The 18,098-nt window shown below is 53.9% G+C and carries 16 protein-coding genes and 1 pseudogene; 11 read left to right on the top strand and 6 right to left on the bottom strand.

Annotated features, from left to right (window positions below; genetic code table 11):
- Nucleotides 1–341: 341 nt before the first annotated feature.
- A complete protein-coding gene (locus tag MIM_RS07650; protein ID WP_025372173.1) occupies nt 342–749 on the bottom strand; it encodes a hypothetical protein in 408 nt (135 codons plus the stop codon).
- 385 nt (nt 750–1,134) lie between these two features.
- Nucleotides 1,135–1,434: a carboxymuconolactone decarboxylase family protein gene (locus MIM_RS07645; RefSeq protein WP_025372172.1), complete on the bottom strand. Its 300-nt coding sequence runs from the start codon at nt 1,432–1,434 to the stop codon at nt 1,135–1,137.
- 570 nt (nt 1,435–2,004) lie between these two features.
- Between MIM_RS07645 and thdT the strand changes: the two genes are divergently transcribed.
- From thdT to MIM_RS07625, 4 genes are all read left to right on the top strand, one after another.
- Nucleotides 2,005–3,852 (top strand): thiol dehydrotransferase, encoded by a 1,848-nt coding sequence (thdT, locus tag MIM_RS07640; protein ID WP_025372171.1) that lies wholly within the window; start codon nt 2,005–2,007, stop codon nt 3,850–3,852.
- A gap of 121 nt (nt 3,853–3,973) precedes the next feature.
- Nucleotides 3,974–4,576, top strand: a complete 603-nt coding sequence (locus tag MIM_RS22460) for a c-type cytochrome (RefSeq protein WP_025372170.1) — start codon at nt 3,974–3,976, stop codon at nt 4,574–4,576.
- Between the two features lie 101 nt (nt 4,577–4,677).
- Nucleotides 4,678–5,592, top strand: a complete 915-nt coding sequence (locus MIM_RS07630) for a quinoprotein dehydrogenase-associated putative ABC transporter substrate-binding protein (protein WP_025372169.1) — start codon at nt 4,678–4,680, stop codon at nt 5,590–5,592.
- Between the two features lie 47 nt (nt 5,593–5,639).
- A complete protein-coding gene (locus tag MIM_RS07625) occupies nt 5,640–6,383 on the top strand; it encodes a hypothetical protein (protein ID WP_025372168.1) in 744 nt (247 codons plus the stop codon).
- Nucleotides 6,384–6,495: 112 nt separating this feature from the next.
- Here MIM_RS07625 and MIM_RS07620 read toward each other — a convergent pair whose 3' ends face one another.
- From MIM_RS07620 to MIM_RS07605, 4 genes are all read right to left on the bottom strand, one after another.
- Entirely contained in the window at nt 6,496–7,443 is a 948-nt protein-coding gene (locus MIM_RS07620) for a beta-propeller fold lactonase family protein (RefSeq protein WP_025372167.1), read from the bottom strand.
- Between the two features lie 29 nt (nt 7,444–7,472).
- Nucleotides 7,473–8,021, bottom strand: coding sequence for a cytochrome b (locus MIM_RS07615; protein ID WP_052342292.1), 549 nt, complete (start codon nt 8,019–8,021; stop codon nt 7,473–7,475).
- Nucleotides 8,022–8,204: 183 nt separating this feature from the next.
- Nucleotides 8,205–8,831 (bottom strand): amino acid kinase family protein, encoded by a 627-nt coding sequence (locus tag MIM_RS07610; protein ID WP_025372165.1) that lies wholly within the window; start codon nt 8,829–8,831, stop codon nt 8,205–8,207.
- Nucleotides 8,832–9,108: 277 nt separating this feature from the next.
- Nucleotides 9,109–10,020, bottom strand: a complete 912-nt coding sequence (locus MIM_RS07605; RefSeq protein WP_025372164.1) for a LysR family transcriptional regulator — start codon at nt 10,018–10,020, stop codon at nt 9,109–9,111.
- Between the two features lie 115 nt (nt 10,021–10,135).
- Between MIM_RS07605 and MIM_RS07600 the strand changes: the two genes are divergently transcribed.
- The 7 genes and pseudogenes from MIM_RS07600 (at nt 10,136) to tkt (ending at nt 18,040) form a co-directional block, all read left to right on the top strand.
- Nucleotides 10,136–11,623, top strand: coding sequence for a form I ribulose bisphosphate carboxylase large subunit (locus MIM_RS07600; protein WP_025372163.1), 1,488 nt, complete (start codon nt 10,136–10,138; stop codon nt 11,621–11,623).
- Between the two features lie 57 nt (nt 11,624–11,680).
- Nucleotides 11,681–12,100, top strand: coding sequence for a ribulose bisphosphate carboxylase small subunit (locus MIM_RS07595; RefSeq protein ID WP_025372162.1), 420 nt, complete (start codon nt 11,681–11,683; stop codon nt 12,098–12,100).
- Nucleotides 12,101–12,166: 66 nt separating this feature from the next.
- Nucleotides 12,167–13,078 (top strand): annotated as a pseudogene (cbbX, locus tag MIM_RS23415) (CbbX protein); the annotation flags it as partial.
- A 57-nt stretch (nt 13,079–13,135) separates the two neighbouring features.
- Nucleotides 13,136–13,900, top strand: a complete 765-nt coding sequence (locus tag MIM_RS23410; protein WP_169733373.1) for an HAD-IA family hydrolase — start codon at nt 13,136–13,138, stop codon at nt 13,898–13,900.
- A gap of 39 nt (nt 13,901–13,939) precedes the next feature.
- Entirely contained in the window at nt 13,940–15,022 is a 1,083-nt protein-coding gene (locus tag MIM_RS07585) for a class 1 fructose-bisphosphatase (RefSeq protein ID WP_025372160.1), read from the top strand.
- 101 nt (nt 15,023–15,123) lie between these two features.
- Entirely contained in the window at nt 15,124–16,005 is an 882-nt protein-coding gene (locus MIM_RS07580; RefSeq protein WP_025372159.1) for a phosphoribulokinase, read from the top strand.
- A gap of 10 nt (nt 16,006–16,015) precedes the next feature.
- Nucleotides 16,016–18,040 (top strand): transketolase, encoded by a 2,025-nt coding sequence (gene tkt, locus MIM_RS07575; protein WP_025372158.1) that lies wholly within the window; start codon nt 16,016–16,018, stop codon nt 18,038–18,040.
- Nucleotides 18,041–18,098: the final 58 nt, after the last annotated feature.

The raw sequence follows: 18,098 nt of genomic DNA, 5'->3' as shown, positions 1-18,098 counted from the left end.
CCTAGCAATACGCGCCTGCATCACGTTTAAAACAACGTCCAAAATTTTTTAATCTGGCGAGTATCATTGACCGGATTGGCTCAGGATGGGCTCGTCAATGGGGCGGCGCCTGCCCTGAACAGGGACCCGGGCGACGCCGCCCGATCGCAAGAGACCCACTTCACAACAAGTTGACTAATCAAGAATGCAGACTTCTGACAACACTTATGCCAAACCAAATACAGTCGCTCGCGCTCCTGCACGCAGACTTGTCACCCTGCGACCTTGGCCAAGCGCAAAACAATGCACTCACTTTTTTTAGTTCAGCGGCTATCGCCTATCTGTCTCAGGCAGATATGACATCAATCATCATCGTCAGTCGGCGTCTTTACAAAGCAGGCCTTGTTGGCATTGGCTTCCAGCGTCTTGTATTTTTTAGTCATACGCTTGACTTCTTTCGGGTCGCGAAAGACACTGCCCCGCTCGCCGCCAAGCCGGGCATAACGCGTTGCCGTTGATATTTCATTGAACTCGTTATAGTCAACATTTTTGGCAATGTCATCAATCACGCATGAACACTTATAAAAATATTCATAATCACGATTGTGTTTTTGCATACACTCCAGCACATACTCCACTCTGGTCGTGGTAGGAAAATCATTTATCTTGGTGTTCGCAGCAGGCTCATTAGCCACGGCGCTGGTAGAAACCGCGCCCAGCAAGGCAAGCGACAAGAGAGCGGGGAACATTTTTTTAATGGAAAATTTCATGTTGTCCTACTAATCGAATAAAGCAGACTATGCACATCAAAGACGGCGCAAGCGAACCGCTGCCTGGGTATGTTCGCTCCTCCTATTACGCCCTCTTCCTTTCTTTTTGCAAGCAATTATTGTGCCACGCCCGGATGAAAATCGCTCCAGGCGCGACAGTTTGCGCCCATCACCAGCACAACCTCGTTCAGCAACGCGCCTGCGGCACGGTGGCAGGCTACGTTACACCAGCAGTCAGGAGTAGCGCTACCAGTTTTCGGCACAACCATGTCACACTCTGTGCCAGTTCCTGAGCACCACTGCCACAACAAGCCGACCATCACGTCAGCCCGGTGGCCCTGACGCTGCAGCCTTCGCTTGCGACGAGCAACAGCACCGCAAGCGATCAAAACATATGCGTGGCATGCGTCACCGCACCGCCGGCACGGATCGCCGCAGCGACCAGCGCAGCTTCGGCAAGCTGAGCATCGGTCGCGCCTGCCGCACGCGCTTCCTTGGTGTGTATTGCAATGCAATAAGGACACTGTGTCGTGACCGCGACAGCAAGCGCGATAATCTGTTTGTGCACTGCACTCAGGGCCCCATCGGCAAACACAGCCTGATCAAACGCGCGGAACGCCTGCATGGCTTGCGGTGCACCATCATCAAGATCCTTCATGTGAGCAAGATGCTTCATATCATACATATCATTTTCTCCTGTGAGATGTGATTACCATTATGACCCATCTGTGCATGGCAGCGACTGTCACCATCGAAACGGATCTTGATTTCAGTTGTGATTATCCTTTTACCACCAGGCAATTGCGCAATGCCAGGCGATCAATGCGATTGACTACTGCAGTTAATACAGAATGCAGCCAGACAATACACAACCGAGCGCCTATCATGCCAAACACCTGCTTTCATTTCAATGAATGTTTTCGCTATTTATCACCGACCCGCAGATCTGGTAGAAACCCTGTGCACACGTTGCCTGTCCTAAAACGACACATAATGTCCTGACCGTGTTCTGCTTGCGGTACATTTTCCGAAATATATATATGAACATGATGACCGAAATACGCAGATGCACGAACCGGAGTGTGCCTGAAACGTCCAGACACCGCCATTTGCACGAGTCCGCCAGAGCGCCGGGAAGATTGGCATGAATTGTGCTTATAGCTTTCTATGACCATATGCATGCAGCTCGTGCTATGTTCCCGTTAGACCTTTAATTCGTGTTCTGAAATATATAACGATAACCCCGGAGGAAGACATGTCTTTTAAGATAAACCTTAAACAGATGCTATGTGTCGCAGGTGCGCTGGCCATTACCGGCACAGCACAGGCGGATCCACAATTGTTGGAAGCAATGAAAAACCCGGATAACTGGGCGACTCAGGCAGGCGATTTCGCCAACCAGCGCTACAGTAAGCTGGATCAGATCAACAAGGACAACGTGAAGAATCTTCAGGTGGCCTGGACCTTTTCCACCGGCGTGCTGCGTGGACACGAGGGTGGACCACTGATTATTGGCGATGTCATGTATGTTCACAGCCCCTTCCCTAATAAGGTATTCGCTATCAGCCTGAAAGATCAGAGCCTGCTCTGGAAGTACGAGCCAACTCAGGATCCCAACGTGATTACCATCATGTGTTGTGATACGGTTAACCGCGGCCTGGCATTCGGTGACGGCAAAATCATTCTGCAACAGGCAGACACCACCATGGTGGCGCTGGATGCCAAAACCGGCAAAGAAGTATGGAAGGTCAAAAACGGTGACTTCAAACTGGGTGAAAGTAATACCAACGCCCCGCATATTTTCAAGGATAAAGTCATTACCGGTATTTCAGGTGGTGAATTCGGCGTTCGCGGACGTTTGATCGCCTATAACCTGAAAGACGGCAAGGAAGCCTGGAAAGCCTACTCTACCGGTCCTGACGATGAGATGCTGTTTGATCCGGAAAAAACCATGACCTGGACCGATGGCAAAATGGCGCCCGTCGGCAAGGACTCCTCGCTCAAATCCTGGAAAGGCGATCAATGGAAGATCGGCGGCGGCACCACCTGGGGCTGGTTCAGCTATGATCCGGCACTCAATCTGGTGTACTACGGTACCGGCAACCCTGGTACCTGGAACCCATCACAACGCCCTGGCGACAACAAATGGTCTATGACCATCTTCGCACGCGATCTGGATACCGGTAAAGCCAAATGGGTATATCAGATGACACCGCATGACGAATGGGATTATGACGGCGTTAACGAAAGCATCCTTGCTGATATCAAGGTCGGAGGCAAAGATCGCAAGGCACTGGTTCACTTTGACCGCAACGGGTTTGGCTATACGCTTGACCGTGAAAGTGGTGAGTTGCTGGTTGCCGAGAAATATGATCCAACCATCAACTGGGCTGACAAAATTGACATGAAATCCGGTCGTCCGGTTGTCAATGCCAAATACAGCCCTGCCAAAGGCGGTGAAGACGTCAACGTCAAGGGCATTTGCCCCTCTGCCCTGGGTACCAAGGATCAGCAACCTGCTGCGTTCTCACCCAAAACAGGCGTGTTCTACGTTCCTACCAACCACGTTTGCATGGACTATGAACCATTTGCAGTCGACTACACAGCCGGCCAGCCTTATGTAGGTGCAACGGTGTCCATGTTCCCAACGCCCGGAAGTCACGGTGGCATGGGTAACTTCATCGCCTGGGATGCAGACAAAGGCAAAATCCTGTGGAGTATCCCTGAAAGATTCTCCGTATGGAGTGGTGCACTCGCAACTGCCGGCGATGTGGTGTTCTACGGTACGCTTGAAGGCTATATCAAAGCCGTGGATACCAGCGGTAAAGAGCTGTGGAAATTCAAAACACCGTCTGGCGTGATTGGTAACGTCACCACCTGGAAATACGACGGTAAACAATACATCGGCGTACTGTCCGGTATTGGCGGCTGGGCCGGCATTGGTCTGGCAGCAGGTCTTGAAAAATCTACCGACGGCCTGGGCGCTGTGGGCGGCTATAAAGATCTGGCCAAATACACGGAGCTTGGCGGTGCACTGATGGTCTTCGCATTGCCTGATAACGTCGCTACCGCAGCGGCAGAAAAAACCACAAAAACGCAATAAATAGCGTCATGCAGGGTGGCCGGTCTATGCCGCTCACCCTGCACAATCAAGGCTTCAAAAGAAACACAAATTCATGGCGGCATGTGCAATGCCAACATGATAAATCTGGGACAAATTTAATATGATTTTACGTTTACGCACAATCGGAGCAGGACTTGCTATCGCCGGTATCTGTACTTTCTCTGCACAGGCCGCAACAACCACCACGTTCAGTAATGGGGGTGTAGAAGCAACACAAAGCACGCTCACAGCCGAATCACCGGAAAAACCCGATCTGCCAGCAGGTGCTGTACCGCCTCCTCCCGCTGCACCAGCAACGGCCGCAGAAAAACCAGCCGCAGCAGAGCCACCACCTCCGGCAGAAAAACCTGCAGCGGCACCTGCAGGCTCCGATAGCGGTGAAGTAAAGTATGTCGTCAAGGAAGGTAACAAGGTCGATGAGCACACACTGCAAGGCTGGAAGACCTGGCGTGCGCTCGATTGTGCACGCTGTCACGGCGCTGCTCAGCAAGGGCTTGTCGGACCATCTTTGATTGTGGCGATCCAAAAGCTGTCAGAAGATGAATTCAAGAAAACCGTGCTTGAAGGCCGCCTGCCTCAGGGCATGCCACCATTTGGCAGCGTTCCGCGCCTGGTAAAAAATATCGATAATCTATACACCTATTTGAAAGCACGTTCAGATGGAAAACTGGAAGCCGGTCATGTATACCCGCTGGACAAATAAAAGCGCTAATATAGGCATTCAGCAGGTGCTCCTGGGGAGCCCTGCCTGATCGCCCGCCTTTTATTTCAATTGTAATGATCGTTGTCGGAAGGATGTATTGCATGCTGTCAGATAAATTACTGCCTATACCGCGCGCTGCACTGCTTGTCTCGCTCATGCTGAGTGCCAGTCTGCTTGGTGCAACGGCACAGGCACAGGAGCCCAAAAAGCAAGACAAAGACGGTGAGAAAGTGTTGCGGGTATGCCAGGACCCCAACAATATGCCGATGTCCAGTCAGGACGAAAGCGGTTATGAAAATAAAATTGCAGCCCTGTTTGCCAAAAAACTGGGCTGGAAGCTGGAGCATACCTGGTTTCCGCAACGCATGGGGTTTACCCGCGCGACGCTGACGGCCAAAGACCCGGAAACCGACCGCTATAAATGCGATGTGGTCACTGGCGTCTCACCCGGCTTCGAACGCGGCATTCCTACCAAACGCTATATGACTTCCACCTACGCCCTCGTCTACGTCAAGGGCAAGGGTCTGGATAGCATCAAAAAACCGGAAGACATCATGTCGCTGGATCAGGCGACACTATCAAAAATCAAGATCGGTACCTTCTCCGGCACGCCACCCGTAAACTGGTTGTTAACACACAGCCTGCTGGAAAGAATGGTGTCATATCAGTTGCAAACTGGTGATCCTCAACAGTATCCGGGACAAATTATCGAGCATGATCTGGCCAACGGCAAAATTGATATTGCCATTGCCTGGGGGCCGATTGCCGGCTACTACGCCAAGCACGGTGACGGCGGCGTGCCCATGACGGTGGTGCCATTCGAATCCAAAATGGATCATCAGCAATTTGCATTCAACGTCGCGATGGGGGTTCGGCATGACAGCAGAAAGCTGCGTGACAAACTCAACGAGCTGATCGACTCAAGCGGCCCCGAGATCGCCGCTATTTTGCAGGAATATGGTGTACCTACTGCCACAGCACCGGTTGATCGCATCAAAGATGATGACGATGACTGAACGGATTGGCCGTATCTACGGTTGACCGACAAGACAGGAGACAAATCATGATTGATCGCCCTATTTTTCGCGCTGGCGTCACTGCGTTGCTGCTTGCATTCACATGCCAGGCACCGCTAGTGCTGGCAGCGACTAACGACCCGCCCGCCGCCACGACACCGGCAAGCAGCACTGCGTCCCCTGCATCGGACCCCATTACTGAAGCCGAACGCAAGCTGTTTCTGGACAAGCATTTTGCCAACACCAGCCGCCAGACCATTGATTACACCTTCCATCAGGAAGGCCCCAGCATGGCCACGCTCAACGACAAGGTCAAGGTGGATGTGCGCCAGCGACATGAAGACGGAACGGCATCGGTCAATGTAGACTTCCTTTCCGGCGAGAATCACACGCCGATAGAGCCCATTGAGCACGCCGAAGGTAATCCCGCCCTGCTGGGATTTCTGGAACGGGATATTGCCGAAATGAAGCGCTTTACCGGCGGCTCCACCGTTTACTTTCGCAAACGTATACGGCTGGCACTGGCCGACAGCAAGGTGAAAGTAGACAAAATCAATGTCAAATTCGAAAACCAGCAGGTGGAGGCTGATCGTATCACCATCCAGCCATATGTGAATGATCCGATGAAGGAAAAGATCGGTAAATATACCGCCAAACAATATGTCTTCGTAGTCAGTCCGAAGATACCCGGCGGCATTTATCAGGTTTATACCAGTGAAAAATTTACCGATAGCCAGCCAGCACGCGTGGACACATCGATGACGATTTCCGGAGGGGAAATACCGGGGTAGTGCGCATTCCGGCAATGTGCACGCAAAGGGCCCGTTCTTGTAACGGGCCCTTTTGCATCAGAGGACAGGCACAACCTGTCCGATCAGATCTGCCGTACCTCTAACGAGATGCTTAGTGAATATACACACCCCAGGGACGTTCGCCCACTGCAATATCAGTAATCTTCGCATTCTTTTCTGTGTCGATCACAGACACATTATTGGACCGGCCATTGGCCACATACAGTTTTTTCCCATCAGGTGAAATGGCCATATTCCATGGACGCTGTCCCACTTTAACAGTGGCAACGATTTCATCCTTGGCCGTATCAATCACCGATACGCTGCCGTCCCCCCCATTGGAAATATATACGCGGCTGCCATCAGGGCTGACAGTCACACCGTTAGAGCGCGTGCCGCCGGCAAGTTTCTTGACTACTTTGTTATTGGGCAGGTCGATCACATAAACTTCATTGCTGTTTTCAGCAGCCACATAAGCTTTACTGCTGTCAGGAAGATAGCCGATGCCACGGGGCCGTTTACCTACCTCAATCTCTGCGACCGCCTTGCGGGCCGGAAAATCAATCACATCAACAGAATGGCCGTCTTCGGCGCTCACCAAAAGCTTTTTGCCATCGGGCGAGAACACGGCATGCTCCGGATTATCTCCCTTGACTTTGATCTCGTCGACCATTTTATTGGTCTGCGTATCGATAATGGCAACTGTGTTATTCTCTTCGATCGCCGCAGCAACCCAGCGTCCGTCGGCAGATACATACACACCTTCTGGAGACTCTCCCAGGCTTACACTGCCGGTTACCTTACGCTGCTTCAGATCTACAATCTTGAGCTGATTATTGGTTTGCTGGCTAACATAGAGATTGTCGCCACTTGCCGCCAGACCACGGGGTTTCGCGCCCAGATCCTTGATGGTGTCCACTACCTTGTCTGTCGCGATATCTATGACGGAAATACTCGCACCGCCTTCGTTAGGCACATAGGCAAACGGTGCTGCACCGGCTGCGGTAGCAAACGACAGCAGTGTCGCTGCAAATGTTGTAATTAGTATTTTTTGTCTCATCCTTTAGTCTCCTTGACAACATAGTGGTGCTACCGGCCTGATGAGGAGCCTGGCAGCATTCGATAAATCACATCCCTATGTCCCGACACAAAGTGCGAGACGGCGGCCAGCACATGCAGAATGATCAGTCCCAGCAATATCCAGGAAATCAGCCCATGCAGCTGATTGAAAAATGCATAAATCGCTTTATCTTCCATGCCCCAGGGGGGCATTTCAATTGTGTTAAAAAATTTTACGCCCCACTTACTGAAGTTGGAAGCAATATAGCCGGTGAGCGGCAGCATCAGCATAAAAAAGTACAGCAAAAAATGGATGACGGAAGCTGCTTTTTGCTGCCAGTCGGGCACAGACGCGGGCAATACGGGGGGACGATGAGCAAGGCGCCAGCCGATACGCAGCAGGATCAGCAAGCCAATCAGCATGCCTGTGCTTTTATGTATATTCACAAAGTAGCTGCGATCAGGCACACCCCGCGGGATGCCCTCCAGATACCAGCCCAGAACAAACTGCCCTATAAGGCAGAGCGCAACCAGCCAATGCAACGCCATAGCCACTCGTGTATAACGAGGTGCATCCATGTATGTCATCCCCTTCGGCTATATATGCCGGTTTTGATTTTTAAACCTGCCGTCTCAGAAAACCCGGCCATTTGACTAAACTCTAACACGACTTATCACCTCTGTCATTGCGGGCAATCACCATGAGGGATGTGAAAGAAAAGAGGCGAACGGGAAAGGCATGTACACGGTGGAAATGGCACTTTACCCTCTTATCGTCTCACCTGCCCGATCCAGCAAATCCGAACTGCCACCGTTGAGCAACATCGAATGGAAACGTGACAATTCGCTTTTATGCAGTAACGTAACCGGGCAGGCCAGCTGATCCGCATACTTTCTGAAGCCCTCATCCAGCACGCCATTGCGAATATGGTCCGCCACATTCACATTAGAAACCACGGGCTGCTCCTTTATCAGAATCAGCCTCTCTGCATTCAAATGGCGTGCAAGCCACGCCGCGATACTATCGGATGAAATCGTCGAGTCGGTCATATGATCCGGTATATTGCGCATTAAGGACAGTGGCATCCATAGCGCGACACCCCCCCGTTGCAGCGTCTGGCGCACATGACGTGCATCAAGAACCGGGCTGATCTGCGGTGCCATGCTACTGATCAGCAAACCATACTGTGCACCGGTCAGCAGCAGCATATTGTGCGTTACCAATCGGTCCAGCTTCCAGCGCGCTTTCATCTTGTCGACAAATTCTGCACCCTGCCAGCGGCCAGGCACAATAATGACCCGCCCCCCGCCGACGGTACTGATTTCTTCAACCCAGTCCTGCAATGTATCATCATGAGCCAGAGCACCGTCAAGCTTGACTACCCACATGTTGTCCCTCTCCTGGTCTTGTATTTTTATATATTGGCTCCAGACTAACAAAAGCAATATTCGTACCAGAATGTGTGGCAATCAGGGCTGTGTAGTCAAATTGTCGGCATCGGGCAAGATGTATCAGGCGCGAGCCCGTTACCCGCAGGTAAACCGCCACTCTGCCGGCAACCTGCCCCTGGCGCCAACCATCGCCGCCGGATGTTGCCGCCGTATCAGCGGCATCACCCTGCGCACGTACTGTGACGCATGCGTGACAATGTGTACCATCAGGCGCTCAGGCCCATATATTGATCAGGGCACCGCCATCATTAATCAGAAATTCCTTCAGCCCCAGGGCTGCGGGCGCGAGCTTCTTGGTGCGCAAGTGCGCCACCCGCCAGTGCCGCAAAATCGGCGTATCCTGAATATCCAGCAAGGCCAGATGGCCGGCGGCCAGCTCATGACGAACTGTGCGCAAGGACAGAAAGGTGACTCCCATACCCGCCATCACAGCCTGTTTAATAGACTCATTGCTGGGCATCTCCATCACAATGCGCGGTGTGATGTTATGTTGCTGAAAAATGCTTTCCATGGTTGCCCGTGTTCCCGATCCGCTTTCTCTTACCACAAAATCAATATCATTGAAAATCGACAGGGGCGCCTGACGACGTCGTGACAAGGGATGCTCGGGCGCGCTGACAAACCCAAGGGGATTAGTGGCGAATGCCTCCGACAGGCAATCGAGCCTTTCAGGTACCCTGCCGGTAATGGCCAGATCCAGTTCATTGCGCTCCAGCATATTAAAAATCTGATCACGATTCTGAATCTGCAGCGAAATTTCAATACTGGGAAAACGCTTACGAAAATGCACCAGCAACATGGGAACAAAGTATTTTGCCGTGCCCACGATACCCAGATTGATGCGCCCGCGCTGCAAGCCTTTGAGGCCTTCTACCACATCGTCAAGCTGGCTCATTTGTGAGGTTGCGGCAATCACATATTGCTCCACCTCACGCCCTGCTTCGGTCAGGCGAATTTGCCGGCCATTTGCCTCTACCAGCGCAATGCCCAGCGCGTCTTCCAGCTGACGCAATTGTGTGGATACGGCAGGCTGGGTCACATGCAATTTTTCTGCAGCCTTGGATACAGACTCGGCACGAGCCACCTCCAGAAAAGTATCCAGCTGTCTCAGTGTGTAACGTCTCATAGTGATGTATAAGCCTGAGCTTATGTTTTTTTCGATATTTATTATTAGACCTGAAGCAACACCATTTGTATAGTTCGTTCATACCGGTAAGACGCAGCACCCTGCCGGCTTGATCATGCAAGGCACTCAGGAGATAGACAATGAACGATATCAGCAACGTCCAGATCAGGGACCGAAAAAACGCTATGCAGCCGGTGTACTCAAGTACGCACAAATGGGTTACTGGGATGGCGACTACGAACCCACGGACACCGATATACTCGCGGTATTTCGTATCACACCGCAAGACGGGGTTGACCCGATTGAAGCGGCCGCAGCCGTTGCCGGCGAATCATCCACAGCAACCTGGACAGTGGTCTGGACCGACAGGCTGACCGCCTGCGATAAATACCGCGCAAAAGCATACCGGGTTGATCCGGTTCCCAACAACGAAGGTCAATACTTCTGCTATATCGCCTATGACCTTTCCCTGTTTGAAGAAGGCTCTATCACCAACGTGACCGCCTCTATCATCGGCAATGTGTTTAGTTTCAAACCGCTCAAGGCAGCCCGACTCGAAGACATGCGCTTTCCAGCCGCGTACGTGAAAACTTTCGCCGGCCCGCCCACAGGCATTATTGTTGAACGCGAGCGTCTGGATAAATTCGGTCGTCCATTACTGGGCGCCACCACCAAACCCAAACTGGGCCTGTCCGGACGCAATTACGGCCGGGTGGTTTACGAAGGTCTCAAAGGCGGTCTGGACTTTATGAAGGATGACGAGAACATCAACTCTCAGCCTTTTATGCACTGGCGCGATCGTTTCCTGTTCGTGATGGACGCAGTCAACAAAGCCTCGGCCGCAACCGGCGAAGTCAAGGGCAGTTACCTGAACATCACCGCCGGCACCATGGAAGAGATGTATCGTCGCGCCGAGTTTGCCAAAGAACTGGGATCCGTTATCGTGATGGTCGATCTGGTGGTCGGCTGGACCGCGATCCAGTCCATCTCCCACTGGTGTCGTCAGAACGACATGATTCTGCATATGCACCGTGCCGGTCACGGTACTTACACCCGCCAGAAAAACCACGGCGTATCTTTCCGGGTCATTGCCAAATGGCTGCGCCTGGCTGGCGTGGATCACCTGCATGCCGGAACCGCAGTGGGCAAGCTCGAAGGCGATCCAATGACAGTACAGGGCTATTACAACGTCTGCCGCGATGCCTATACGCAGACCGACCTGCCGCGCGGCATTTTCTTTGACCAGGACTGGGTGGCCTTGCGTAAGGTATTGCCCGTCGCATCTGGCGGCATTCACGCCGGTCAAATGCATCAACTGCTGGAGCTGTTCGGTGACGACGCCATCCTGCAGTTTGGCGGTGGCACCATTGGTCACCCCGACGGGATTCAGGCGGGCGCCGTCGCCAATCGCGTCGCACTTGAATCGATGGTTCTGGCGCGCAACGAAGGTCGCAACATTGCAGAAGAAGGACCGCAAATTCTCAAGGATGCAGCCAAACATTGCGGCCCCTTGCGGGCAGCGCTGGATACCTGGGGTGAAGTGACCTTCAACTACCAGTCTACCGATACCTCTGACTATACGCCCGTGCCGTCTGTCGCCTGATATGACATTTGCAATTAACAGGCATACCCACCGAATTTCACGATAAGAGAGAACATCATGCGAATTACACAAGGCACCTTTTCGTTTCTTCCTGATCTGACCAACGAACAGATTACCAAGCAACTGCAGTATTGCCTGAACAACGGCTGGGCTGTCGGTATCGAATATACCGATGATCCTCATCCGCGCAACACCTACTGGGAAATGTTCGGCAATCCCATGTTCGATCTGCGCGATGCCGCAGGCATCCTGCAGGAAATCGAACAGGCGCGCAAAACGTTCCCGAACCACTACATTCGGGTGACTGCATTCGACTCAACACACACCGTTGAATCTGTCGTTATGTCATTCATCGTCAATCGCCCCGAAAACGAGCCAGGCTTTCGCCTGGTCCGTCAGGAAATTGACGGACGGCGCATGCGCTATACGATTGAAAGCTATGCCGTGGCCGCCAGCGCTGAAGGCAGCCGTTATTGATATTGTGATGCGGCCTGCCGGGGCCCGCATTGCCCCGGCATTGTACCCACGCTAAAGGAGAGGACCATGGCGCAAACAACACAGAACGCGACGACACAGGAACAGGTGCAGGCAGGACAAGCCAGCACGGCCTCGGAAGATCGTCAGGTGATAGCCGCTACGCTGCAGCAGCTCGATCGCGAACTGGTGGGTTTGGCGCCGGTCAAGCAACGTATCCAGGATATTGCCGCATTGCTGCTGGTTGACAAGCTGCGTGCCGAGCGCGGACTGCGCACCGGCGCACCCAATTTGCACATGAGCTTCACCGGTAATCCTGGTACGGGTAAAACCACGGTCGCCATGCGCATGGCACAAATCCTGCACCAGCTGGGCTATCTGCGGCGCGGCCATCTGGTCTCAGTCACGCGGGATGACCTGGTCGGGCAATACATCGGACATACTGCGCCGAAAACCAAGGAGGTACTGAAAAAAGCCATGGGCGGCGTGCTGTTCATTGACGAAGCCTATTACCTTTATCGCCCCGAGAACGAACGGGACTACGGCCAGGAATCCATTGAAATCCTGCTTCAGGTCATGGAAAACAATCGCGATGACCTGGTGGTTATTTTTGCCGGTTACAAGGACCGGATGGACAAGTTCTTTTCATCCAACCCGGGTATGTCTTCACGCGTGGCCCATCATATTGACTTTCCTGATTACGCGCCCGAAGAGCTGGAAAAAATTGCAGATATCATGCTGGAGGGCATGCAATATCGCTTTGATGAACCCGCGCAGCAGGCATTCTCTGAATATATCCTCAAGCGCATGCAACAGCCGTACTTTGCTAACGCCCGCAGCGTGCGCAATGCACTGGAGCGGGCCCGGCTGCGCCACGCATCCCGGCTGATGCGTACGCCGGACAACCTGAGCGATATCGAGCTGCAAACCATCAGCGCACAGGACATCCGTGCAAGCCGGGTTTTTACTGATGCAGCCTCGTCCGGTCATGACACCGGCAACCGGCAGGAGCTGCCGGAAAAAAACGGGAGACATAATATGCTCAAGGCACTGATTTTTGACGTTGATGGAACACTGGCCGATACTGAAACCGTCCATCTGCGCGCATTCAATACCGCTTTTATCCTGGCAGGACTCGATTGGTACTGGGACGAAGACCAGTACAAACAATTGCTGGCCATCAGCGGCGGCAAGGAGCGCATGGCGCACTACTGGCTTTCCATTGATCCGGAAGGCGCCAGCACGCTGCAGGCCGCCAGAAAAATCCGCGAAGTGCATGCCATCAAGACCGAGGAATACGCACGTTTGGTCGACAATGGTCAGGTAACTCTGCGTCCCGGAATACATCGGCTGATCATTGACGCCTATTGCGCGGGCATGCCGCTGGCCATCGCCACCACAACTACCGCAGCCAATGTAGAAGCACTGCTGCTGCACTGCCTGGGGGCAGACTGGAGAAAGTTTTTCGTCACTATTTGCGATGCCAGCACGCCGGGCAAGAAAAAGCCGGAACCCGATGTTTACCTGCATGCCCTGTCTGCACTGAATGTGGAAGCGAGCAATTGTATCGCCTTTGAAGACTCGGAAAACGGCCTGCGCGCGGCAACCAAGGCCGGTATTTCAACCATCATTACACCCACGCATTTCACAGAAGGTCAGGATTTTTCCAGCGCCATGCTGGTGTTGCCCCATCTGGGAGACCCTGATCTACCTGTACCGGCTGGCAATGGTATCCACCAGACTCTGGTCGATCTGCTCACGCTTAAATGCCTGCATGCAGACCCCCTGCTTAAAGCGGGCTAAACCAAGGCGCGCCAAATGAATCAAATCGAGGAGACACTCATGCAAACACCGCAACGCCCTACCCTGACCCAGTTCCTGATTGACGAGCGGCGCCGCTTTCCCGAAGCGGGTGGCGACTTCAATAGCGTGATACTCAATATCGCGCTGGTCTGTCGCAGAATTTCACACGCCATTGCCTGCGGTGCCCTGGCCGGTGTCAACGGCAGCGCCGATTCCACCAATGTACAGGGAGAAGATCAGAAAAAGCTCGATATCCTGAGCAACGACCTGTTCATCGAAGGCAACCAGTGGGGAGGACAACTGGCCGGCATGGTATCGGAAGAGCTCGATGAACCCTACAGCATTCCCAAACCCTATACCCGTGGCCGGTATCTGTTGCTGTTCGATCCACTTGATGGCTCATCCAATATTGACGTTAATGTGTCTGTCGGCAGTATTTTCTCGGTTTTGCGCGCCCCCGACTCTCGGCGTGCCACCAAAGCCGAAGACTATCTGCAACCCGGCGTTGAACAGGTTGCTGCCGGCTATGCTATCTATGGCCCCGCAACCATGCTGGTACTTTCAGTGGGCACGGGTGTTCACGCATTCACCCTATGTCCGCTGGTCGGGGAATTCATGCTCACTCACCCGAACCTGAAAGTGCCGGAAGACACCAGCGAATTTGCGATCAACACGTCCAACAGCCGCTTCTGGGAAGAACCGGTGCGCCGTTATGTGGATGAGTGCATTGCCGGCAAAACCGGCGAACGCGGCAAGGATTTCAACATGCGCTGGATCGCTTCGCTGGTTGCCGAGGCGCACCGGATCCTGATGCGCGGCGGCGTCTTTCTGTATCCGCGGGATAATAAGCAGCCTGCCCGCAACGGTAGACTGCGCCTGCTTTACGAGGCCAACCCGATAGGTTTCATCATGGAACAGGCTGGTGGACGCGCCAGTACCGGTCATGAACCGGTCATGCAGGTTAAGCCCACCGACATCCATCAGCGTATCGGCTTTATCTTCGGCTCAAAAAATGAAGTTGAGCGGATCGAGCAGTATCACAAGCATCCGCGACGGGTTGACTCGCCTAATCCGCTTTTTCACGAACGCAGCCTGTTCACCGAGACGCCGAACATGCAATAAACCGACATGCGCAGCGGCGCCAGCAGCGACGATCATCGCTGAAGAACGTCCTTGCGCTATATGCACATAACGACAAATTTTTTTATCAGAGGGCCAGAATCATGTCAGAACGCCACCCGATTATCTCCATTACCGGTTCTTCAGGCGCGGGAACTACATCCGTGACCCGAACCTTCCAGAATATCTTCCGGCGCGAAGGGGTGACCGCCGCGACTATTGAAGGCGATAGTTTTCACCGCTACAACCGCGCGGAAATGAAAGAAAGACAGGCTGCAGCAGAGAAAAACGGCAATGCAAATTTCAGCCATTTCGGGCCGGATACCAATCTGTTTGCCGAGCTCGAAACCCTGTTTCGCACATACAGCGAAAGCGGCACCGGCAAACGGCGCAAGTACCTGCATGATCCGCAGGAAGCCGCTCCCTACAAACAGGAGCCGGGTACGTTCACTGACTGGGAAGACGTTCCTCCGGAAACCGACCTGCTGTTTTATGAAGGCCTGCACGGCGCTGTGGTGCACGACAAAGTCAATATTGCACAATATCCCGACCTGCTGGTTGGCGTCGTACCGGTGATCAATCTCGAATGGATCCAGAAATTGTGGCGCGACAAATCCACCAGGGGCTATTCGGCCGAAGCGGTGACCGATACGATTCTGCGTCGCATGCCTGACTATGTCAATCATATTTGTCCGCAGTTTGCGCTGACCCATGTCAACTTCCAGCGCGTACCATGCGTCGATACCTCCAATCCGTTTATTGCAAGAGACATACCGGCGCCGGACGAAAGCTTTGTGGTTATTCGCTTTGCCAATCCCAAAGGGATTGACTTTCAATATCTGCTGAATATGATCCACGACTCATTTATGTCGCGCGCCAACACGATTGTCGTTCCCGGCGGAAAAATGGAGCTGGCCATGCAATTGATCTTTACCCCTTTTATCTGGCGCATGATGGAGCGCAAGAAACGCGCTACACAGGCTTAAGGAGACCACCATGAACGTAGCCCAAAGAATAACCGTTGAAGATACGCGGCATGCCGATGCATTACGTTTTCTGGCTGCCGATGCCGTAGAACAGGCGCAATCCGGGCATCCGGGTGCACCCATGGGCATGGCCGATATCGCCGAGGTGCTGTGGCGACGTCATCTGTCGCATAATCCTGCTGACCCCACCTGGTTCAATCGCGACCGCTTCGTGTTGTCCAACGGCCATGGCTCCATGCTGCTGTATGCGCTGCTCCACCTGACCGGCTACGATCTGCCGCTGGATGAAATCCGCCAGTTCCGTCAACTGCATTCACGCACGCCCGGTCACCCGGAGGTCGGCTTGACGCCTGGCGTAGAAACCACCACCGGACCGCTGGGTCAGGGGCTGACCAATGCGGTAGGCATGGCGCTGGCCGAAAAACTGCTGGCCCGTCGCTACAATCACCCTGGCCATATGATCGTGGACCATTACACCTACGTCTTTCTGGGTGATGGTTGTCTGATGGAAGGCATCAGCCACGAAGCCTGCTCGCTGGCCGGCACGCTGGGACTGGGCAAGCTGATCTGCTTTTACGATGATAATGGCATCTCCATTGACGGCGACGTCGAAGGCTGGTTCGGCGACGACACGGCGGCCCGCTTTGCCGCCTACAACTGGAACGTGATTGCCGATGTTGACGGACATAACCCTGCCGCCATTGATGCCGCCATCTTCCAGGCCAAATCGCAGCCGGCCGCCCAGGCACGGCCAACCCTGATCTGTTGCCGCACCCATATCGGCCACGGTGCACCCACCAAGGCGGGTAGCCATGAAGTGCATGGCGCGCCACTGGGCACCGATGAAATCGCCGCGATGCGCGCAGCACGAAACTGGCCTCACGCAGAATTTGAATTGCCTGCCGATGTTGTAGACGACTGGAATGCGGTCGAACAAGGCGCCGCGCGGCAAATGCTTTGGCAGCAGCAGTACGACCGCTGGGAGGCACGATTCCCCGAAGACGCGAAGGAACTGACCCAGCGACTGGCTGGCGATATCCCGGACGGCATGCTGCAGGCTCTGGAGGAACTGCTGGACAATAGCACTGCCTTGCACGGCAACATCGCCACCCGCAAGGCCTCGCAGATCGTGCTCGAAGCGATCACGCCCGAGTTGCCCGGACTGTTCGGTGGCTCAGCCGATCTCAGCGGCTCGAATCTGACCAACGTGAAATCATCGGTCTGGGTCAACCATCATGGCCAGGGTAATTATTTAAGCTACGGTGTACGCGAATTCGGCATGGCCGGGATCATGAACGGGCTGGCCCTGCATGGTGGATTCATTCCTTATGGCGGCACATTCCTGACCTTCTCGGATTATTCACGCAATGCGATTCGCATGGCAGCGCTCATGAAACAGCGCGTGATTCATGTGTTTACCCACGACTCGATCGGCCTGGGCGAAGATGGTCCTACCCATCAGCCGGTGGAACACCTGAGCGCGCTGCGTGTGATTCCCAACAACCGCGTCTGGCGTCCCTGCGACGGTGAAGAAACCGCCATTGCATGGCAGCAGGCGTTACAGCGACGGGAGGGTCCCAGTTGTCTGGTGCTCTCGCGTCAGGGTCTGATGCCGTTTACGCGCGAGAAGGCACAACGCGAGCAGATTGCGCGCGGCGGGTATATCCTGCAGGACGACGCCCAGGCGCAGGTGGTATTGATTGCCACCGGATCGGAGGTGGGCATCGCCGTTAGCGCAGCAGCCAGCCTGCGTGAGGATGGCATAGCAGTGCGCGTGGTCTCCATGCCCTGCGTGGAAGAATTTTTTGCTCAGCCACAATCCTGGCGCGATCAGGTGCTGCCGCCCGCTTTGCCGCGCGTCAGTATTGAAGCCGGTTCCACCTGGTTCTGGCGTGGCCTTGTGAATAACGGCACTGCTATCGGCCTGGACAGTTTCGGCGAATCCGCACCGGCAGCCCAGTTATACGACTATTTCGGTATCAATCCGCAAGCAGCATGCAATGCAGTTCACGCGCTGCTTGAACAGGCTTCATAACACGACATGTTCGCAGGGGTTTCTTTTATTAACCCCCCCTGCACCACCCAAAGGAGAT

The organism is Advenella mimigardefordensis DPN7 (genome assembly GCF_000521505.1).
GTDB lineage: Bacteria > Pseudomonadota > Gammaproteobacteria > Burkholderiales > Burkholderiaceae_B > Advenella > Advenella mimigardefordensis.
This window is presented reverse-complemented; position numbering and strand designations above follow the sequence as displayed.